The sequence below is a fragment of the Acinetobacter gandensis genome (assembly GCF_001678755.1).
Classification (GTDB): domain Bacteria; phylum Pseudomonadota; class Gammaproteobacteria; order Pseudomonadales; family Moraxellaceae; genus Acinetobacter; species Acinetobacter gandensis.
In genome coordinates this window covers 26251-47198 of the sequence record NZ_LZDS01000010.1, presented here as the reverse complement: position 1 = coordinate 47198, position 20948 = coordinate 26251, and the positions used below count along the sequence as shown (strand labels likewise).

The 20948-nt window shown below is 38.2% G+C and carries 22 protein-coding genes and 2 pseudogenes; 9 read left to right on the top strand and 15 right to left on the bottom strand.

Going from position 1 to position 20948, the window contains the following annotated elements:
* The 4 genes and pseudogenes from A9J31_RS15555 to A9J31_RS04830 form a co-directional block, all read right to left on the bottom strand.
* Positions 1 to 95: pseudogene (locus tag A9J31_RS15555) on the bottom strand (IS5/IS1182 family transposase); the annotation flags it as partial.
* 84 nt (positions 96 to 179) lie between these two features.
* A pseudogene (locus tag A9J31_RS15310) lies at positions 180 to 305 on the bottom strand (N-acetylmuramidase domain-containing protein); the annotation flags it as partial.
* 118 nt (positions 306 to 423) lie between these two features.
* Positions 424 to 864 (bottom strand): I78 family peptidase inhibitor, encoded by a 441-nt coding sequence (locus A9J31_RS04835; RefSeq protein WP_067762831.1) that lies wholly within the window; start codon positions 862 to 864, stop codon positions 424 to 426.
* Between the two features lie 601 nt (positions 865 to 1465).
* Positions 1466 to 1696, bottom strand: coding sequence for a hypothetical protein (locus tag A9J31_RS04830; protein ID WP_067762830.1), 231 nt, complete (start codon positions 1694 to 1696; stop codon positions 1466 to 1468).
* Between the two features lie 213 nt (positions 1697 to 1909).
* Between A9J31_RS04830 and A9J31_RS04825 the strand changes: the two genes are divergently transcribed.
* Positions 1910 to 2389, top strand: a complete 480-nt coding sequence (locus A9J31_RS04825) for a CinA family protein (protein ID WP_067762829.1) — start codon at positions 1910 to 1912, stop codon at positions 2387 to 2389.
* A gap of 79 nt (positions 2390 to 2468) precedes the next feature.
* Positions 2469 to 3086: an aminotransferase gene (locus A9J31_RS04820; RefSeq protein ID WP_067762828.1), complete on the top strand. Its 618-nt coding sequence runs from the start codon at positions 2469 to 2471 to the stop codon at positions 3084 to 3086.
* Positions 3087 to 3142: 56 nt separating this feature from the next.
* Here the strand turns inward: A9J31_RS04820 and prpC are convergent, their stop codons facing one another.
* Positions 3143 to 4279, bottom strand: coding sequence for a bifunctional 2-methylcitrate synthase/citrate synthase (prpC, locus tag A9J31_RS04815; protein WP_067762827.1), 1137 nt, complete (start codon positions 4277 to 4279; stop codon positions 3143 to 3145).
* Positions 4280 to 4281: 2 nt separating this feature from the next.
* Positions 4282 to 5166 (bottom strand): methylisocitrate lyase, encoded by an 885-nt coding sequence (gene prpB, locus A9J31_RS04810; protein ID WP_067762826.1) that lies wholly within the window; start codon positions 5164 to 5166, stop codon positions 4282 to 4284.
* Between the two features lie 236 nt (positions 5167 to 5402).
* On the opposite strand from prpB, the gene A9J31_RS04805 reads away from it, so the two are divergent.
* The 3 genes from A9J31_RS04805 (at position 5403) to A9J31_RS04795 (ending at position 7656) form a co-directional block, all read left to right on the top strand.
* Positions 5403 to 6056 (top strand): TetR/AcrR family transcriptional regulator, encoded by a 654-nt coding sequence (locus A9J31_RS04805; RefSeq protein ID WP_067762825.1) that lies wholly within the window; start codon positions 5403 to 5405, stop codon positions 6054 to 6056.
* Positions 6057 to 6170: 114 nt separating this feature from the next.
* The gene (argF, locus tag A9J31_RS04800; RefSeq protein WP_067762824.1) at positions 6171 to 7088 is read left to right on the top strand and encodes an ornithine carbamoyltransferase; all 918 of its coding nucleotides are present in this window, start codon (positions 6171 to 6173) and stop codon (positions 7086 to 7088) included.
* 91 nt (positions 7089 to 7179) lie between these two features.
* Complete coding sequence (locus tag A9J31_RS04795) at positions 7180 to 7656, top strand: hypothetical protein (protein ID WP_067762823.1); 477 nt, start codon at positions 7180 to 7182, stop codon at positions 7654 to 7656.
* A 43-nt stretch (positions 7657 to 7699) separates the two neighbouring features.
* On the opposite strand, the gene A9J31_RS04790 is transcribed toward A9J31_RS04795, so the two are convergent.
* The 8 genes from A9J31_RS04790 to rpiA all read right to left on the bottom strand — a co-directional run bounded on the left by A9J31_RS04790 (position 7700) and on the right by rpiA (position 15320).
* The gene (locus A9J31_RS04790; protein ID WP_067762822.1) at positions 7700 to 8053 is read right to left on the bottom strand and encodes a YnfA family protein; all 354 of its coding nucleotides are present in this window, start codon (positions 8051 to 8053) and stop codon (positions 7700 to 7702) included.
* Positions 8054 to 8133: 80 nt separating this feature from the next.
* Positions 8134 to 10407: an ATP-dependent Clp protease ATP-binding subunit ClpA gene (clpA, locus tag A9J31_RS04785; protein WP_067762821.1), complete on the bottom strand. Its 2274-nt coding sequence runs from the start codon at positions 10405 to 10407 to the stop codon at positions 8134 to 8136.
* A 12-nt stretch (positions 10408 to 10419) separates the two neighbouring features.
* Complete coding sequence (gene clpS / locus A9J31_RS04780) at positions 10420 to 10833, bottom strand: ATP-dependent Clp protease adapter ClpS (RefSeq protein ID WP_067762820.1); 414 nt, start codon at positions 10831 to 10833, stop codon at positions 10420 to 10422.
* Between the two features lie 18 nt (positions 10834 to 10851).
* Positions 10852 to 11601, bottom strand: a complete 750-nt coding sequence (locus tag A9J31_RS04775; RefSeq protein ID WP_067762819.1) for a hypothetical protein — start codon at positions 11599 to 11601, stop codon at positions 10852 to 10854.
* 78 nt (positions 11602 to 11679) lie between these two features.
* Entirely contained in the window at positions 11680 to 12726 is a 1047-nt protein-coding gene (gene argC, locus A9J31_RS04770; protein ID WP_067762818.1) for an N-acetyl-gamma-glutamyl-phosphate reductase, read from the bottom strand.
* 191 nt (positions 12727 to 12917) lie between these two features.
* Positions 12918 to 13655 (bottom strand): S1C family serine protease, encoded by a 738-nt coding sequence (locus A9J31_RS04765; RefSeq protein WP_067762817.1) that lies wholly within the window; start codon positions 13653 to 13655, stop codon positions 12918 to 12920.
* A gap of 145 nt (positions 13656 to 13800) precedes the next feature.
* Positions 13801 to 14478, bottom strand: a complete 678-nt coding sequence (locus A9J31_RS04760; RefSeq protein WP_067762816.1) for a YgjP family zinc-dependent metalloprotease — start codon at positions 14476 to 14478, stop codon at positions 13801 to 13803.
* A 170-nt stretch (positions 14479 to 14648) separates the two neighbouring features.
* The gene (rpiA, locus tag A9J31_RS04755) at positions 14649 to 15320 is read right to left on the bottom strand and encodes a ribose-5-phosphate isomerase RpiA (RefSeq protein WP_067762815.1); all 672 of its coding nucleotides are present in this window, start codon (positions 15318 to 15320) and stop codon (positions 14649 to 14651) included.
* A gap of 107 nt (positions 15321 to 15427) precedes the next feature.
* Here rpiA and ilvA point away from each other — a divergent pair, with 107 nt between their 5' ends.
* From ilvA to A9J31_RS04735, 4 genes are all read left to right on the top strand, one after another.
* Positions 15428 to 16966 (top strand): threonine ammonia-lyase, biosynthetic, encoded by a 1539-nt coding sequence (gene ilvA, locus A9J31_RS04750; RefSeq protein ID WP_067762814.1) that lies wholly within the window; start codon positions 15428 to 15430, stop codon positions 16964 to 16966.
* Positions 16967 to 17138: 172 nt separating this feature from the next.
* Positions 17139 to 17627: a hypothetical protein gene (locus tag A9J31_RS04745; protein ID WP_150923094.1), complete on the top strand. Its 489-nt coding sequence runs from the start codon at positions 17139 to 17141 to the stop codon at positions 17625 to 17627.
* A gap of 102 nt (positions 17628 to 17729) precedes the next feature.
* Positions 17730 to 18389 carry a potassium channel family protein gene (locus A9J31_RS04740; protein WP_067762812.1) on the top strand — a complete coding sequence of 220 codons (660 nt, stop codon included), beginning with the start codon at positions 17730 to 17732 and terminating at the stop codon, positions 18387 to 18389.
* Between the two features lie 54 nt (positions 18390 to 18443).
* Positions 18444 to 19781, top strand: coding sequence for a TrkH family potassium uptake protein (locus tag A9J31_RS04735; protein ID WP_067762811.1), 1338 nt, complete (start codon positions 18444 to 18446; stop codon positions 19779 to 19781).
* Positions 19782 to 19847: 66 nt separating this feature from the next.
* Here the strand turns inward: A9J31_RS04735 and A9J31_RS04730 are convergent, their stop codons facing one another.
* Complete coding sequence (locus tag A9J31_RS04730; protein ID WP_425394344.1) at positions 19848 to 20945, bottom strand: phospholipase A; 1098 nt, start codon at positions 20943 to 20945, stop codon at positions 19848 to 19850.
* Positions 20946 to 20948 lie beyond the last annotated feature (3 nt).

Below are 20948 nucleotides of genomic sequence, written 5' to 3'. Positions count from 1 at the left end.
TCAAACCAAATGGCAATATTTCCGCGACTCATAAGTGCTCGGTTATATGCGGGCCAATGGGTTGTGCGGTAGATTTTATGTGCAGGCTTCTTCATTTGAAAATTATATCGCTGAAAAAGCCTTTACAGATAGGTTTGTGCAACAAAGCCGTTATTCTTTGCGTAGGCTGCTCCGTCTTAGCCCCGTGCAAAAGCTTTCCAGTCCTTATTCTTAAATGTATTGACCAAGCCATACACTTGAATGTATCTACACATAGCTTCAATTTGTGAGGCTTCATCTTTATACATGGCATTAATAAATACTTGAAATAAATATGAGTTAATAAATATTTTTAAATTTATTAACTTCGACGTAAAACTATTGATAACTTAGTTTTAGCTATAAAAAAGTCTACATCTGTAGACTTTTTAAACATTTTAATTATTAACCGCATATTGCATTTGTAACAATCTTGGTATTGGGGTTAATTGTTACTGTTACACGTTCAACTCTATAGTCCATAGTCATTGGCTGACCAGGTTCAACAACGCGCACTAATTTTGCTTTAGTCAGCGCTTGAATTTGCGCATCAGTTAGATTTTTTTGTCCAATTAATTTTTGTGTTAATTCAGGCTTACAAATTGATAGACCATGTTGATAATATTGCCACTCATCAACTAACTGACCATTCTTTAATTTACAAAATCCACGATCGCCTTCCTCAGTCTTTTGAATAAGGCTTTGTCCACCAACCTGTTCACAATAAACACTCGCTGGATTGGCCATACCAATTACATGTTTTGATTGATCAATTTGTGGAGATGTCGCACAAGCACTTAACCCAAGCGCAATTAATCCACATGCTATACTTACTAAAATTTTCATATAGACCCCATTTGAATTTTAATCCAAGTAAAAAACTTAGCGACTAGTCTTTATCTAAGGCGTGCGGGGTCTGCGGTTCTTGATTATTGTCATGATCATTTTGACACCCACTCAGCACAAAAATAAAGGCACACATGCAAACTACAATATACTTCATGACTACATCCTCATCACTAAAGTATATAAATTAACAGCACAAGCCCATTTACAGTGTAGCGTTATGAAAACATAAAATAATATTCTTACAATTTAGATCACGTTGGGTTAATTACATAAAAGTAGATCACGAAGAAAATTAAAAGTACAACTGCCAAAAAAGATATGTACCTGTTGTATTAAAGCTTTTAAGAAATTTCAAATAATCCATTTATTCACCCCCATGAAAAAACAGCTTATATTATAAATAAAACATAAAAAATTTACGCATATAAAAGTATATTAATTAATCAAGCAATCCTGATAAATGAAATTTATAAGTGTATTAAATATTTATTATCTATTTTATATTCAATCTAAAATAAAATTACAATATGTTTCACCGGAAGTTTTTAAATAATAAAAAAGCCCTCATTATAAATGAGAGCAATTCTTATTTATAATTTTATACAGATAAAACTTTAACAATAATCGTTTGGCTGTCTTCATTTTCTTCAGCTAAATAAACTCGCTTTAACTCTTTACTTTTAACTTTAAACTGGTGATTTTGATACTGGATGATAGATGGAATTTGATCAAAATAAAGACCATCCACATCAAGTTCTTCTTGAAAAAGTGGTGTGCCTAACTGATAGTCTAGGCTTTTTAATACTACATATTTAACAGTCGTTTTCATTGAAATGTTCCCACTTTTGATACGCTCTTTATTTTAAGTTTTAACACCCTTTAGCAGGATAGGAAACCTTTAATTGGTTATTTTGTTCAGCTTCTAATCGATTAAGCATTTTTCACTTTTAAACTCAGGTAAAATATCGATCTATAGATAGATATCTGATTAGAAATTCATTCTAACTAAAACTTATTTCACACAATATTGGACTTTAGCGCAATGTCAATTTTGAAAACATGCTGTGATCAATTGCAACAGCACAATTTAACCATCGCTTTTGTTGAAAGTGCAAGCTCAGGCTATTTGTGTAGTCAGTTTTCTATATATAAAAATAGTGGCGCAGACATCTTACTCGGCGGGCTTGTAAGCTATGATCCTTCGGTTAAGCGTGAAATTTTAAAAATAGACAATGAAATAATTACTGCATTTACTGCAGAATCTGCAGAAGTGACCGAAGCTATGGCTACACATGGTCACCAACTTTTTAAGCATGCCGATTTTGTTGTAGCCTGTACAGGGTTATTAAAGCCTGGAGGCAGTGCGACATTGGAGAAACCTGAAGGTACTTTTTATATTTCTATTTCTTTTAGAGGGCAAACATCAAATTACCATTATTTTATTGAAGGCACGCCATTAGAACGACTGAATATTCTGACTGCTCATGTCGCTAGCAATATCTTAAACTTAATCCAACAATAAATAGATACAAATCTTATCGGTTTAAGTGCTTTCTAAGCGACATAATATTCTCTAAGTTCATTTTTTTGGAGCGCATTGCATGAATCATTTACATACTTTTAGTGCTGCGTTCTTTAGCTTATTTTCATTGTCAGCATATGCAACTGTTGGTGGACCACAAAATATCGAAGTGTTAGGCTTTGATAAGAAAGATCAAAAAATTTATGTTATGCGACATTTTCATGATGGCCGTGGTCGTTTACCGCAACTTTACTACTATCAATTAAATGCGAAATCACCTACTCAACTCATCACTGTTAAATCGCTCTATATCAATCCAAAAACTAAACGTATTGACTATGATCAAGACAGCACAGCTTTTGATAAAGAGATAAAAAAAATAAAAAATCGACTGACTCGCTTAACACCGATTAATAACAACAATGTGCGAATACAAATGATCACAACCATGAATGGTACAGCCAAAGCTTGGTATGACCCCAGTGAAACCATAGATAAGTGGAAATATCAATACCGTGTTAAAAATTCAACATATAAAAGCGCATTACAAACCGCTGAAACATATAAAGAAGGCTTAAAAGTTTCACAAACCTACAAAGTACCTCAACAGCCTTATTTACTCAGCACAGTTAAATACTTAGGTATCCCATTTGAAACTGGATATACCGTTGAAGATCCCATTTTATTAAGTAAATAATTGTTCTATTTAAAATAAAAAAGCCTCCGAAGAGGCTTTTTTTATAAATACTCTAGTTATGCTGCTGAACGTTCAGCAATTGGCACCACTTTACGCAGTTCAGGACCAGTATAGTCTGCACTTGGGCGAATAATACGGTTATCTGCACGTTGTTCCATTACATGCGCGGCCCAGCCTGTTACACGCGACATCACAAAGATTGGTGTAAATAGTTTTGTTGCAATATCCATGAAATGGTATGCCGAAGCGTGGAAGAAGTCAGCATTACAGAATAGTTTCTTCTCACGCCACATGACTTCTTCACAGCGAACAGATACTGGATAAAGTACGGTATCGCCAACGTCTTTTGCTAAACGCTCAGACCAAATTTTGATAATGCCATTACGCGGATCATTGTCTTTATAGATCGCATGACCAAAGCCCATGATTTTTTCTTTACGTTCCAATTTACCAAGCATTTCACGCTCAGCTTCTTCTGGTGACGTCCAGTTTTCAATCATTTCCATTGCAGCTTCATTGGCACCACCGTGTAGTGGACCACGTAATGAACCAATTGCGCCCGTAATACATGAATGCATATCAGACAAAGTTGAAGCGCAAACGCGTGCTGTAAATGTTGACGCGTTAAATTCATGCTCTGCATACAGAATCAGTGATACGTTCATCACTTGCTCATGCAATTCATTTGGTTTTTCGCCACGAAGTAAGTGTAGGAATTGTGCGCCAATTGAATCATCATCGGTATTTTCTTCTACACGCACGCCATCATGGCTAAAACGATACCAGTAACAAATAATTGCAGGTAAGGTTGCCAAAATACGATCTGCAACGTCTTGTTGCTCTTCAAACGATTTTTCAGTTTCAAGGTTACCTAACATTGAAACGCCTGTACGCATCACATCCATTGGATGTGAATCTGCAGGAATACGCTCTAAAACTTCTTTTAACGCTTGCGGTAATTGACGTAAAGATTTTAATTTTGCTTTGTATGCAGCAAGTTGTTCTGTTGTCGGTAATTCACCAAAGAAAATAAGGTACGCAACTTCCTCAAACTGGCAATTCTCTGCCAAGTCTTGAACGTCATAACCACGATAAGTTAAGCCAGCACCACTTTTGCCTACAGTTGACAATGCTGTTTTACCAGCAACTTGTCCGCGCAATCCTGCGCCCGTGAGTACTTTTCCTTCAGCCATTTTTATTTTCCTTCTGTGAATAATTTATCTAAGGTATTTTCAAAAGTGTGATAATCAAGGAATTGATACAGTTCTTTACGTTGTTGCATTTTGTCGAGTACATTCACTTGTGTACCTTCATTGCGAATCGCCTGCATCACTTCGAGTGCTGCTTTTTGCATTGCACGTGTTGGTGATAATGGGTAAAGCACCATGCTAATCCCTTGCTCACCTAATTCTTCTTTGGTGTAGTAAGGGGTATCTCCAAACTCTGTAATGTTTGCCAGTACAGGCACACCAACAGCATCACAGACAGTTTTGTACATGGTAATATCAGTCATCGCTTCAGCAAAGATTGCATCTGCACCCGCTTCTACACATGCACATGCACGATCTATAACTGCTTGCAAACCTTCTTTTTGTAGTGCATCAGTACGTGCCATCACGACAAAGTTTGAATCCGTCTTCGCATCTACTGCTGCCTTAATCCGATCAACCATTTCCTGTTGAGTGACGATCTCTTTATTTGGACGGTGGCCACAACGCTTTTGGGCAACTTGGTCTTCAATATGAACTGCCGCAGCGCCAGCAGCAATCATTTGCTTCACAGTGCGGGCAATATTAAAAGCACCACCCCAACCTGTATCAATATCCACCAATAATGGCGTATCTACACGTTCTGTAATACGACGTACATCTTCTAGAACGTTATCCAGACTGGTCATGCCTAAGTCAGGTAAACCATATGAATAGTTCGCAACACCTGCACCAGATAAATAAATAGCTTTATATCCAACTTCTTTTGCCATCATTGCTGCATAGGCATTTACTGTGCCAATGATCTGTAATGGTTTTTCTACTTCCAATGCTTGTCTAAATCTTAAGCCTGCAGACGTTTGTTGTGTCATATTCCTTTCCACGGCATTTACTTTAATTTTGAGTTTTGAGTATATCCATAAATTCTCCCAACTCTATGGCTTTCTAGGCTAAAAACTCTAAAACTTTAGTCAAAATATTCACTATTCACACTTTTCTTATTAGCCTTTAGTCAAAGATTTTCTATTTTTCACTAAGTAAGTAATGTGTGCATATTTTTGATATAATTTCAATTATTCTCTCTGTTATATTGGCACATTATCGTTATATGCAAGACTTAGCGCACATCGAACCTTTAGCACGTGACCTGCCACAAACTCGGCGGGGCCATGAGCGTTGTGTTGCGCTTTTAGACAGTGCAACAGAATTGTTCTTGCAACGCGGTTTCGAGGCTGTTTCACTAGACGATATTGTGAACCATGCAGGTGGTTCTAAAGCCTCGATTTATAAATATTTCGGTAATAAAGACGGTTTGTTTAAAGCGATTTGTGATTATCGCCGTAGCTTATTTTTTAAAGATATTTGTCTACCTTTTACCATCGATCAAGACACCGATTTTCGTAGCTACCTGATTCTCAACTTGGTCAACTTCCATAAACATATTGCGCTGCCAGAAAATGCCGCCTTTATGCGCTTAGTTTTAGAACAAACTGGGCGTAATCCAGAAATTGCGCGTCACATCCATGAACAAGGCCCCAAACATGTACAATGCTCAATTGCAGAAACCTTAGCGCAAGCACATGAATATGGTTTGTTATTCTGTGAAAAGCCACTATTTTCAGCGCAATTTTATTTTGGCATTTTAAGAAATTTGGAATGGCGTGTTCTGATGGGCATTTCAATTGATGAAAATGATCAAGAAACCAACGATTACATCAGTTATTGCGTTGATCGATTCCTAGACGGTCATCAAAAACGCTAGTTTTTTTGCAATTTGTATCTCTTATAGTATATTAATCGATTCCTTTTTTTCTTAACTAACCAACAACTAATTGTTGTTCTGTATTTTTGATTCAGCAATTATTGTGGAGTAACAATGGCTCTACGTCACTTTTTAACTTTACGCGATTTATCGACTTTAGAACTCAATCAAATTGTGCAACGCGCAATCGAACTCAAGCGCAAGCAACATAACAATGAAGTTTTCCAACCTTTCGTTGGTAAAGTCATGGGTATGATTTTTGAAAAATCGAGCACCCGTACCCGTGTATCGTTCGAAGCAGGTATGAGCCAATTTGGTGGTAGTGCAATTTTCCTTTCTTCGCGAGACTCACAACTTGGTCGCGGTGAGCCAGTTGAAGATTCTGCGCGTGTAATTTCTAGCATGCTTGATATTGTTATGATCCGTACGTTTGGACATGACATTGTTGAACGTTTTGCGTCTTATTCGAAAGTTCCTGTAATCAATGCATTAACAGATGACCACCACCCTTGCCAATTACTTGCCGATGTTCAAACATTCGTTGAACACCGTGGTTCGATTGAAGGTAAAACTGTTGCTTGGATTGGTGATGGCAACAATATGTGTAATTCTTATATTGAAGCTGCACACATGTGGGGCTTTAAATTGAAAATTGCGGCACCAAAAGGCTATGAACCAAAACCTGAATTTTTAGCTGAATTTGCTCATTGTGCTGAACTTGTTAGCTCTGCGGAAGATGCTGCAGTAAATGCTGACCTAATTGTTACAGACGTTTGGGCGAGCATGGGACAAGAAGAAGAACAAAAAATCCGTGAAAAAGCTTTCGCTGATTATCAGGTAAATGAACGCTTAATGGACTTAGCACATCCTGATTGCTTATTTATGCACTGCCTACCTGCACACCGTGGTGAAGAAATTTCTGAAAATATGCTTGATCACAAAAATGCAGTGGTTTGGAATGAAGCTGAAAACCGCTTACATGCACAAAAAGCATTGGTTGAGTTTTTATTGAATGAAAATATGAAAAAATAATCAGATCTTTTGTTAAAAAAAGCACCGAAAGGTGCTTTTTTTATATGCACATGTTTTAATAAAACCATAAGTTTTATAAGTGATTAGGATTATGCGTTTAAAAAATATTTGCTTATTGGCTCTTGGATTGAGCTTATCTACTTTTTCTTATGCTGGTGAACCAAGTGAATTAGATCAATATTTGGTGAAAAAGCAGATTTTAGACAGTAATTTTAAAATTAAAAACAAAACAGCTTTAAACGAAATACTTGCTGCAATTAGTGATGAAGATTCACGCACTCTACCCTATCAAGTTGATCAAAACATGTTGATGGAAAAAATGGAAGTGGAAGCGGATAAGATTGAAATTGATGGCATTATCACCACTCCTGATTTTACCCAATTTGAACAATCAGTCGGTGAACTCAAAGTAAAGCAACTCATCAAGCATAATTCACTTCAAAACTGTGAATTACTATTCGAGCATCAATTTCAACGTGTTAACCCATATAAAATTGAAATGGATCTAAGCTCGGGTACAAAGCAATACGAAATCACCATTAAAAATACTGAGTGCAAATTTAAATAAACACTCCTCTGATACAACAAGGTTTATGAAACTAGATCAATTTTTAGCGTATTAGACCTTGGGGTTGTAAAATTATGACCGCTGCACCAACCAATACAATTGCACCACCCATAATATCCCAACGAGTCAAGCTCACTTGATCAACAAATTTTAGCCACATTAATGCTGTAAAAATATAAATGCCACCGTAGGCTGCATATATTCGTCCTGAAGCAGCTGGATGTAATGTTAATAACCATACAAACGCAGCTAAGGCCAATGCCGTTGGGATCCATAACCACTGCGATTTATGTTGATTTAAAATCAAATAGGGAAAATAACAACCTAAGATTTCCATCACTGCAGTAATCAGAAAAAGTCCAAACGTAGCTAAGACTTTACTGAGTTGTATATCCATCGTTGATAGCCTTTTTCATTCCAAAAATATAAGCACATAAAAAACCCGTGCGAACACGGGTTTCTATTCATAAAAGCAATTTAAGCAGGTTCAGCCGTTTGATCTTCAAATACTTCAAGTTTCAAACCAACCGCTTTACCATTTTCTTTTTTCACAGAAACTGCAACATTACCGCCATGTTCTGCTAACTCACCAAAAAGAATCATTTCAGCAAGTGGTTTTTTCAGATGTTCTTGAATCAAACGCTGCATTGGACGTGCACCCATAAGGCGATCATATCCTTGTTCTGCCATCCACTCACGCGCATCTTGATCAACTTCAAGAATGACTTTTTTGTCATCTAATTGTGCCTGTAGTTCAGTTAAGAACTTATCTACGACACTTTCAATAACTGTTGTTGGCAAGGCTTTGAATTGAATCACACCATCTAAACGGTTACGGAACTCTGGCGAAAAGGCTTTTTTCATTGCATCTTGGTTATCACGGCTGTTGTCTTGCTCCATGAAACCGATACTTACACGTGAAATACTTTCTGCACCGATGTTCGTAGTCAACACAAGTACCACATTACGGAAGTCAGATTTTCGACCATTGTTATCCGTCAACGAGCCATGATCCATAATCTGTAATAACAAGTTAAAGACATCAGGATGTGCTTTTTCAATTTCATCAAGCAACAGTACGCAGTGCGGATTTTTATGAATAGCATCTGTGAGTAAGCCACCTTGATCAAAACCGACGTAGCCCGGAGGTGCACCAATTAAACGTGAGACTGCATGACGTTCCATATATTCAGACATATCGAAACGAACAAGTTCAACACCCAACAATTTCGCCAATTGTTTGGTCACTTCAGTTTTACCCACACCGGTAGGCCCAGCAAATACAAAGTTACCTACTGGCTTGTCAGGTGCTTTCAATCCTGCACGAGAAAGCTTGATGGCAGATGCCAAAGCTTCAATTGCCTCATCCTGCCCGAACACAACTCGCTTAAGATCACGTTCGAGATTACCCAAAACGCTTTTATCATCTTTCGATACTGTTTTCGGTGGAATACGCGCAATTTTAGAAACGATATCTTCAATGTTTTCAACTGAAATAACCGTATCATCTTGTTCAGCTTTCAAACGGCGCTGCGCACCAGCTTCATCAATTACATCAATAGCTTTATCTGGCAAGAAACGATCATTAATGAACTTGGCAGAAAGTTCAACTGCTGAAACGAGAGCTTGATCTTCATATTTAACATGATGGAAATCTTCAAACTTAGATTTCAAGCCACGTAAAATATCAATGGTTTCTGAGATTGAGGGCTCATTGACATCAATTTTTTGGAAACGGCGTGATAAAGCATGATCCTTTTCAAAGACTTGACGATATTCTTGGAAGGTTGTTGAACCAATGCAACGTAATGTTCCATTTGCTAAAGCAGGCTTAATCAAATTCGAGGCATCCATTGTGCTACCCATGCTCGAGCCCGCACCAATGATCATGTGAATTTCATCAATAAATAAAATCGCTTCAGGTTTTTTCTTTAATGCATTTAAAAGTTGTTTTAAGCGTTTTTCAAAATCGCCACGGTATTTTGTACCCGCAACTAATGCACCAATATCTAAGCTAAACACTTCAGCATTTTCAAGTGGCTTTGGCGCTTTACCATTCACAATTAACCACGCCAGGCCTTCGGCGATGGAGGTTTTACCTACACCAGGATCACCAACAAGTAATGGATTGTTTTTGCGGCGGCGGCAAAGGATTTGTGCTGTACGCTCAATTTCTTTTTCACGACCAATCAGTGGATCAGTTTTGCCTTTTTGTGCTTCGGCATTTAAATTGGTTGTATATAACTCAAGTGGCCCCGCATTGGCAGAAGATGAAGTCTCTCCATCAAGCTCTTCAATTTCTTCTACTTGTGATTCATCTTTGCGTGTACCGTGTGACAAATATTGAGTCAATGTCAAACGATTGATTTGATGACGTTTCAGTAAATAAACTGCAAACGAATCGCGTTCTGAATACATCGCAACTAGAATGTCAGCACCTTCGACAGTACGGTCATTGCCACTTGATTGCACATGGAAAATCGCACGTTGCAAAATGCGGTCAAAACTTTCTGTTGGATGTGGTGCTTGATCGCTATTTTCACCAAGCTTAGGGGTATGTTGTTCGACGTATTCTTCAAGTTCTTTGCGAAGAACGATAATGTCTGCACCGCATGCTTTTAATGCATTTACAGCAGAGTCATTGTCCAGTAAAGCCAATAATAAATGTTCTACCGTCAAAAATTCATGTCTCTTTTGACGAGCCATGCTGACAGCCAAACGTAATGATACTTCTAATTGACGACTGAGCATGTAATCCCCTTATTAATCTTTTGGCTCAATCTGGCAAAGTAATGGATGACTTTGTGATCGAGCGTAATTATTGACCTGGTTTGCTTTAGTCTCCGCAATGTCTCGCGGATAAACCCCTGCAACACCCTTTCCTTCATAATGTACAGTTAGCATTACTTGAGTAGCTTGGTCAAGATTCAAAGCAAAGTATTGTTGTAAAATTTCAATAACAAAGTCCATTGGGGTGTAATCATCGTTCATTAATACGACAGCATACATCGGCGGACGCTTTAACTCAGGAGGAGCAGTCAAAACCTGAATATCTGAATCTCCATCTTCATGTGAGCCTTGACTTAGACTCGGAGTCAGATGCCAATCGATCAAACCAGATTGGTGAAAAGAGTTTTTGATGTCAGATAAGCACATTTGACGTTTATTACTTCGCATAGAATTTGGGTTTCGCACTTAGTTAACACTTGCTTCAGTTTGTGGAATTTCTGAAAGGAATGCTGATTGATTTTCAACAGGCTGACCTTTAGACCAGCTAAAACGACGAATAACAGGTTTACTACCCGATAAGCGTACTTCAATAAAATCTGGACTGAAGCCTTTTGGCATCGTCCAGCGACCTGTTAGTCGCTCACTTTCACTGAAATTAAAGTTTTTATCTTCTAATGGTACAGCCAATGCTTCTGTGCCTTTAATTAAGCGGATTTCAACACTACCCGAAACAGAGCTTTTTGATGGGCTGACTTGTACTAAATCTAGTTGGTATTCAAATGCATTTTCAGGCAAAGGTTTAATCGCTAAATGCTGTACAGCAAGCGGCATCCCTCCACGCTGACGTAACACTTCACGATATAAAATACCTAAATTACCTGAATGTTCTTGCTCATCACGTGCTTTATTAACAGCCAAGTACAAATCATTTGAATTACTAACTGCAACATCCCGTTCTTGGATAGCAGCATTCAAATTTTTGTTTAATGTTGCAAGTTCAGTTTTCTGCTTCTGCACAACATCTACGAGCTGTTCTGCATCAGCATCATAACCAACAACCGTTAAGCCTTGACGATGACCAATACTGTATCCGAGTAAGCCGCTGCTCAGTGCCAGTATTGCTGCACCAACTGCCAGTGGCATATTCGTCTTCATAAAAGGCGTTTTTTCACTGTTATCCGGCTGTGACGTGATATTTGATTCTGTATTCGACATCGTCATCTCTTATTTTGGTTCATTCAAAGCACCCATTTAAATCTAGATTGAAATGGGTGTGAAGTTTTAAAACGTTTTTTATGGTAATAAACCAATGCCTTGTAGGCCTGCATTTTCAGCAAAGCCAAACATTAAGTTCATATTTTGTACCGCTTGTCCTGCCGCACCTTTAACCAAGTTATCTTGCGCAACAAGAATTACCAATTTTTTCGGTTGTGGTTTGCAAATCGCAATACGTAATTGGTTCGCACCACGCACCGTACGAGTTTCTGGTGAACTACCTGCTGGCATGACATCAACAAATTGTTCTTTGGCATAAAAAGCTTCATATAAACTTTGTAAGTCTGCTTCAGTGCCTGCATCAGTTAGATCAATATAAATTGTACTGAGCATGCCACGAATCATCGGTACTAAATGCGGTACGAATAAAATTTCGTTAAACACACCTTTTAGACCTGAAATATTTTCTAATGCTTCCACAATTTCTGGATGATGACGGTGGCCTGCAACGCCATAGGCTTTAAAGTTATCTGCATTTTCAGAATAAATCATACCTAGGCTGGCTTTACGGCCTGCGCCTGATACACCTGATTTTGCATCAATAATAATACTTTCAGGTTTCACCAATGCGTCAGCCTTGAGTACTGGCGCTAGACCAAGCTGTACTGTAGTTGGGTAGCAACCTGGGTTACCAATCACATTGGCCTGTTTAATTTTTTCACGGTTAAGTTCTGATAAACCGTAAACTGAATCTTTTAATAATTCTGGACATGCATGGTCTAAACCATACCATTTTTCAAACTGAGCCAAGTCCTGCAAGCGGAAGTCAGCGGCAAGGTCAATTACTTTAGTATTTGCTGCAACCAACTCTTCAGCATGTTTCATTGCTACGCCATGCGGTGTTGCAAAAAATACAACGTCACATTGTTTAAGTTCTTCTATATTTAGGTCTGAATAGCAAAGGTCTGTATGTCCACGTAAACTTGGGAACATATCGTCAACACGACGACCATTTTCAGTACGTGAAGTCAGAAGTTTTACTTCTGCATTTGGATGTCGTAGCAATAGACGCAACAATTCAACGCCTGTATACCCTGTTCCACCGACAATACCTACTGCAATCACGCTCTTTACCTCTATTCAAAGTATCCATTTGATGACTGCGTAGTATGACAGGAAGTTTCGGTTTTCTGAACTGTTTTACTAGGGTTTATTGCAATACAGATATTTTTTATCAGGTTAAGAGAAAACATATTTTCAGAAAGAACTAAACTTACGTTGGATGAAAGGTGCAATTGCCCTGTTTGTAGCAACTATTACTGTTTCAAACTAATTTCTACAGGTATTTTCTGTCCTTTTCTTAAAATTTCAAACTTTACCGTGTTTCCTCTTAAATAGTTTGAACTTTCAACAAATGCACTGACATCATTAATATTTTCATCATTCATTTTTAAAATGATATCTTGCGACATTATCATATTTTCAGCAGGAGAACCCAGCTTAACCACTTTAGCGATAACACCTGATTGAATACTATTATAAATTTTATCCCTTTGGGATAATTCAGTAGGATAAATACCTGTTATTGAATTAAATTTGTAAAAATAAACGACATTTAACTGATCACTTAAAGATTGGTATCGGGCTGGTCTGCTTTCTATCGTGCCTACCGGTATATTATTTAAATTATTGACATCATATTTCCCCCTATCACCACCAGAAACTCTTGCAGCCTCTGGCTGATGCATACGGGTATCATAAACAACCTTACTGCCTAAAGATTCACTACTAAAAACCGCAATAGCTGAGCCATGAAGTAAAGCTTTTTGTCGAATATCCCTCATACTTCTACTATAGGAATAATCAATTAATTTTTCAGTAGATATAGGCACATATCCTTCTTCTAGCATTTCAAGTGTCTTTTCTTCTAAATCATCTACTTTATAAATCTTTGGATTCAACCTTTGTACATTTTTCCCGCTGTAATCCTCAGCACAAACAAAATTAAAGCTACAAACCAATATCAAAGCACCACAAGTTCCTAATAGCTTCATCACTCTCATTGCTCTCTTTTATTTTTAATTTTCTCTTTAACCTAAATATATAAATAAAAAATCCTAATATATTCAATCATTATTAGATAAAAGAAACTTTTTGTTTAAAAACAAGCACAACACATAAGTGTCTAGATTTCAACCTTCAAATATTCCACCACCAAGGCATTGGCGTCGTTTTTAGTATTTTCCTATGCTGCTGAAAATTCGCATCATATTTTTCCACTTCTGCCCAAAATCTTGCACTATGATCAAAATGCTTGGTATGTGCTAACTCGTGTACAGCCACATATCGTGCAATTTCATGTGGAAAAAGTACTAATCCACTATTCAACATAATGTCATGTTTAGCAGAGCAACTGCCCCATCGTGTTTTGGGTTGACGTACTGCGCATTGATTAAATTTCAGACCCGTTTCAATGCTCAGCTTTTGCAAATACGGCGGTAAATGTGTTTTGGCATAGGCAATTGTGAAAGCTTTTAAATAACTTTCGGGCTGGCGATCACTAACAAAAAGCTGATGGTTTTGCTGATCTAAAATAAAAGAGTTTTTCTGTGTTTGATAAACAACCTGTAACGGTTTTTTTAGGTTGAATAGTTTTAATTCAGTTGGAAATGTCTTATCAATTTGCCCTGATTTTTCCTGCTGCTTTTGCCATGTTTCAATCATCCATTGTTCTGATTGTTTTAAAAAATCCTGAACCTGGCGCTGTGTGCAAAATTGCGGCACAGTTAATTTAATTTGTGTAGGTTCGACACGCAGTCTTAATCGTGTTGCGCGTAATTTTCGGGTGATTTGTATTTCTGGAAGGTTTTGGGGCATTTTCTTCTTTTATTAAAAGTTCGTAAACAATACATAAAATTGAAAATTTGAACAGTTTTCAAAAATATATTGGGAGTTCCTTCTCCCTCTGGGAGAAGGTTAGGATGAGGGAACTGTTAACACAACCTCTCCCTAACCCTCTCCTAAAAGGAGAGGGAACTTTCAGCATATTAAACCGCTGTACGCTCTTCAATACCGTTATCAGTGGCTACAACAGCTATATCTGCTTTGTTTATTGCAAAGATACCGTTACACACCACACCAGGGATGTCATTGATGGTTTTTTCAAGTTCCAACGCATTCAAAATATTTAGGTTATGAACATCTAAAATTACATTACCGTTATCAGTCACAACACCTTCACGATAAACGGGGTCACCACCTAAAGATACGATTTTACGCGCAACAGCAGAACGTGCCATTGGAATCACTTCTACAGGAAGTGGAAATTCACGACCTAATTGTTCAACCCATTTAGAGTCATCAACAATACAAACGAATTTTTTCGCAATAGATGCCACGATTTTTTCACGAGTCAGTGCAGCACCGCCACCTTTTATCATGTGCATGTGGCGGTCAATTTCATCTGCACCATCTACATAGGCATCTAAACCACCTACATGGTTCATATCGACAACTTCAATACCTAACTTTTTAAGGCGTTGTGCAGTTGCTTCAGAGCTTGCTACAGCAGCTTCAAGTTGAAGTTCCGGTAATAGGTCAATCAGAAAGTTAACAGTACTTCCTGTACCCACACCCAAAATACCGCCTTTAGGCAAATGCTTTAACGCAGCTTTTGCAGCAGCTTGTTTCTTTTCATCTTGGGTTGCATACAGACTCATAACTTGGCTCAACTATTTTTTGACATTAGACGCTGATTTTTCAGCCCAAATGTACAGGGGTTTGTTACAATAAACCCCTATTTTAAACTGTTAGATGGAAAATTAACATGCTGTCTCGTTTGGTTCGACAAATATTACAGGCAACGGTCTATGACGTTGCAATCGAAACCCCACTCGAAGCAGCGCCACGAATTAGTGAAAAGCTAAACAACAACATTCGCTTTAAACGCGAAGATCTGCAACCTGTCTTTTCTTTCAAACTACGCGGTGCATATAACCGTATTAGTCAATTACCGAAATCTCAGTTGGAACGTGGCGTTATTACGGCTTCAGCAGGTAACCATGCACAAGGTGTGGCTCTATCTGGTCAAAAACTGGGAATTCGCGCCATTATTGTGATGCCGAAAACCACGCCAGACATTAAAGTCCAAGCAGTAAAACGTCTTGGCGGTGAAGTGGTATTACATGGTGATTCTTTTGACGTAGCCAATAAATATGCGATTCAACGTGCAACAGATGAAGGCATGACCTTTATTCCACCTTATGACGATGAACTCGTTATGGCTGGCCAAGGCACCATTGGTAATGAGATTTTGCGTCAATGGCGTGATGTGGATTACGTGTTTGTTGCTGTTGGTGGTGGTGGTTTAATTGCAGGTGTAGCGGCTTACTTAGGCGATGTTGCTCCACACGTGAAAGTAATCCCTGTTGAATATGACGAATCAGCATGTTTAAAAGCAGCATTCGAAGCCAATGAACGTGTAATCCTTCCATCTGTTGGTTTATTTGCTGACGGCACTGCGGTTGCTCAAATTGGTGAAAAACCATTTGAAGTGATTCAACTACAAAAATCAGATAACTCAGGCCCAATTGTCGAACGTGATGTTGTTCTTGTAAATACAGATGAAATCTGTGCTGCCATCAAAGATACTTATGATGAATGCCGTAGTATTGTAGAACCATCAGGTGCAATGGCACTTGCAGGTATCAAAAAATATGTAGCACAACATGAACTTGTTGGTAAAAACTGCGTGTCGATTGTATGCGGTGCCAACATGAACTTCGATCGTTTACGTTATATCGCTGAACGTACAGAACTTGGTGAACGCAAAGAAGCGATTTTTGCTGTGACTATTCCCGAAGAAAAAGGTTCATTCCTCAAATTCTGTCGTGCTTTACAAGGTCGTAATATTACCGAATTTAACTACCGTGCCAGCTGTGCAACAGCAGCACAAGTCTTTGTAGGTATTAGTTTAAAAGGCGGTGAAAAAGAGCGACAAGACATCTTTGAATCATTAAAATTCCAATATGATGTTGATGATTTATCTGATGATGAAGTAGCTAAGTTGCATATTCGTTATTTAATTGGCGGTCATGCCGATATTGAAAATGAGCGTTTATTCCGTGTGGAATTCCCAGAACGTCCAGGTGCTTTGTTAACATTCTTAGAACGTCTTGGTCCAACACATAACATTACCCTGTTCCACTACCGTAACCACGGTGCAGCTGAAGGTCGTGTACTTGTTGGTATGGAAGCTACTGATGCGAAACAAAACCCAGATGGTTTAGTGGAAACATTGGAAAGTATTACTTATCCATACGTTGAAATTACCAATAACTTGGGTTACCAACGTTTCTTGAAATAAATAAAACTTCTATAAAAAAGCTGGGATCTAGATTCCAGCTTTTTTATTTGCAGCAACTATTTTCTACATCAAAATAAAGATATTCATCTATTTAATTCATCAACGCCGTCATTGTCGTTAAATTCACCGCACTCTATAATCCATTGAAAATAAAACAAAATGGATATTTAAATTGAATTTTTATGCCTTATTTATGATCGCTATTGTGGGTTTAGGTGGATATTTTTATGCATATCCGGCTTATCAACTTACACAAGAGGAAGATAAGATTCGTCAAAGTATGAAACAAATTCCAAATCAGTCCCGTACGCAAAATCTAGAAAATATTTACGGCTATACCGCGCAAGCTGAAATGCTGAATCAATATCCAAATTACATTGTATATATTCGCTTTGATGAGCTGAGTGATCAAACCGCTCCGGAATCTGTTCAAGCTATCATACGTGAATTTTCATGCGATAGCTTAAACCGTTTAAAGAACAATTCCGAACTCGTTCGTAAAGCCACCCTAAATGTCATCAAAGATGATCAGCATCAATTTCAATACATTCTAAAAAATAAATTAGGCTATGAAATTTTTAAATACCAACAAGTTATGGAAAATTGTCCCAATATTGCTGAACTTTATGCCTATCAAAACGATGAAGAAATAAAAAATTAGAGCTTTTCGATTTAAATGGATTATGTAATTTGTAATAGCCGCCTTTAAAGGAACACGCTACCATTTACTCAATTTATAACTTTAAAATAACTTAGGGATTTTATGGCTCAATTCGCGGTAATTGGTTTAGGTAGCTTTGGCGCTACAGTTGCAACTGAACTCATGGGCTTAAAACATGATGTGATTGGTATCGATAGCAACAAAAAATTTGTTGAGAATATCTCAGACCAATTAACACATGCAGTCATTGCAGATGCCACAGATGAGCATGTGCTGCAAGAGCTAAACATTCAAAACTGTGAAGCTGTTGTCGTTGCCATAGGTGAAGACATTGAAGCCAGCATCTTATGTGTGCTCCATCTTAAAAACATGGGGATCAACAAAATTTGGGCCAAAGCTAAATCCAAAGCGCATCACATGATTTTGACACATCTTGGCGTCGACAAAATCATTCATCCTGAAGAAGACATGGGTGTCCGTGTTGCACAATCACTGAGCTACCCGATGGTGAGTCGCTATATGGTGTTGGAAGACGACCACTACTTAGTGAAAGTTGAGATTAAAGAGTCTCAGCAAGGGACACGTTTAAATCAAATGATGGACCATGTACCTGAAGTCAAAACAATTTTGCATAAACGCGGAACAGATATTCAATATAGTCTAGACCCAAATTTGATTTTACAAACTGGCGATATTCTTGTCATTGAAGGTCTGATTGAGCCCCTACGCAGACTCGCCAAATACTTCAAGGTCAGCAATTAAATTCCATTAACTTAATTGATCTTCCACGCTTCAAGTATAGATTGAATAGCTAAAATGAAATTACACAATAAAAAGCAAAATACCATTAACCTCAGTCCACCTAGCATATTAGCGCTAGGCTTCTTAGGTTTGATTATATTAGGTACGCTTTTACTCAAACTACCCATTTCACATCATGGTGATTTGTCTTGGTTAAATGCCCTGTTCACCTCAACATCAGCTGTCACCATTACCGGATTATCTGTCGTTAATGTCGGAGAAGCATATACGGTATTCGGTAAAATTGTGATTATGGGACTACTGCAATGTGGCGGGCTCGGCTTTATGAGTTTTGCCATTTTAGCAGCAATGAGTTTGTCTCCTAAAATGGGCCTCAAACAGCAAATTATGGCGCAGGAAACAATTGGACAAACCAGTCTCACCAAAGTTTCGATGACTATTAAAGGTGTATTTCTCTATTCTTTATTTTTTGAGCTGATCGGCACTGTCATTTTAACCATTGCTTGGATGCAAGAATATAACTTCAACCAGGCCCTATTTTATGCAGCCTTTTATAGTGTTTCCGCCTTTAACAATGGTGGCTTTTCACTGTTCCCCAATAGCTTAATGAGCTTCGCAGATCGCTATTTCATTACTTTTACCATTAGTATGCTATATATCATTGGTGGGATCGGTTTCTTGGTTCTCATGGATATTAAGCGTAATAAAAGTTGGAAAAAGCTTACAACCAATAGTAAGTTAATACTTTCTACCATAGCGGGACTAAATGTGGTTGCATTTGTCGTGATTTGGGCTTTAGAAGCAACAAATCCTGCGACGCTTGCCAACATGTCAATTGGCGATCAAGCGCTAAACGCATGGTTCCATGCCACAGTTCCTCGTTCTTCTGGCTTTAACAGCTTACCTATGCAAAGCATGACGGATGCATCATCCTTATTAACGATGTTATTAATGTTTATTGGCGGTGGCTCTCTAAGTACCGCTGGTGGTATTAAAGTCGGTACTTTCATTATTGTAGTCTTGAGTGTAATTAGTTTTTTAAGACGTGAAGATGAACTGCGTGTGTTTAATCACTCTATTTCTGAAAAAACTACATTTAAAGCCCTTGCAGTGATTTTTATTACCGTCACTTTAATCTTCTTTGGCCTATTTAGCCTATTGTTACTTGAGCCTAAACACCATTTCTTAGATTTGTTATTTGAAGCAGTTTCCGCTGCATGTACCGTAGGTTTGTCACGAGGTATAACCAGCGAATTACAACCAGCAAGCTTAGTAGCACTCATGTTATTGATGTTTGCTGGACGACTCGGCCCCCTAACTTTGGCCTACTTAATTGCTACTCCGAAAAAAAGTCGCCTTAAACACCCACCTTCGGAAATACAAATTGGCTAATAGCCAAAATCACAACTAAATAGCACAAAAAACCATGCCAAAGCGTGGTTTTTTTAATTCAACGTTTTAGAACCAATTCAGCAGAGAAACACCTAGCCCTACATAGGTTGCACGGTGATTATAATCAATCAAACTTTCTCCATAACCATCAAATACTTGGAATTGACCACGTAGCTTACCGTTAATTGGGAATGACCAATCGAACTGTACCGCTCCATGAGAATCATCTCCACCCTTTAAAGAATGGCGCAGCATCAAGCTAAAATCATGATTATTTTTGCGATAGAACGCTGTTAAATCTCCACGTCCCATATAGTCTTTAATATCTGGGTTATTATCGTCCTTAGCATCTTCTTCTAAGCGATACCATGGACGCAGCATTAAAGCAAAGTTATCACGCTCGAAACCTAGGTTCAGCATGACGCGGTTCCAACTACGTGAAAGTGGGTCAGAACGACCATTAGACTGATGGTTGAAAGTTACACCCAGCATACGCCAATTTAAACCCAGCAATTCATAGTTCGTACGGAATACTAAGCTTGCTTCAGGCTCGTAATTGGTTTCACGAAATGGACGTGATTCGTCCTCATTATAAACCTGCCAACGTGATGACTGCGTATAGCCCAACCAAACATCACCATTATTTCCAAATAAGTTTTCAACCGCTTTGGTCTTAAGAGACAATTGGAATTTCGCTTCCATCGACTTCAGGTTTTGTTCCTGATCGGCATTGACAGTATTGTTTTCATTTGGGCTCGATGGACGTTCATTTTTTTCTGAAGTCCAATAACCTGGCATTAAATACACAGGTTGATAACCACGAATATTCCACGTCCCCAATTTACTTTCTTGTGACAACTCCCAACGACTGTCCAATAAAGACAAATTAGGATTTAAACTTGGTGCCTCAACTGCGAATAAGCGATCTGAAAAAGCATGAGAAACTTTTTCTTTTAGGCTTAAAGGCTCAGTTGGCTCTGGCTTAATTTCTTGCGCAGCCTGACGCTCAGAAACAAGCGTTGGTTTAACTTCTTCAGGAATCTTAAACAACGCGTCATAACATGACAAACGCTCAGCATTCGATTCAAGTGCAACGCAAGCTTCTGGCGTGGCAGGATTAGCTGTTACTTCACCATTAAGTGCATAAGCACTGCTGACATACATCGA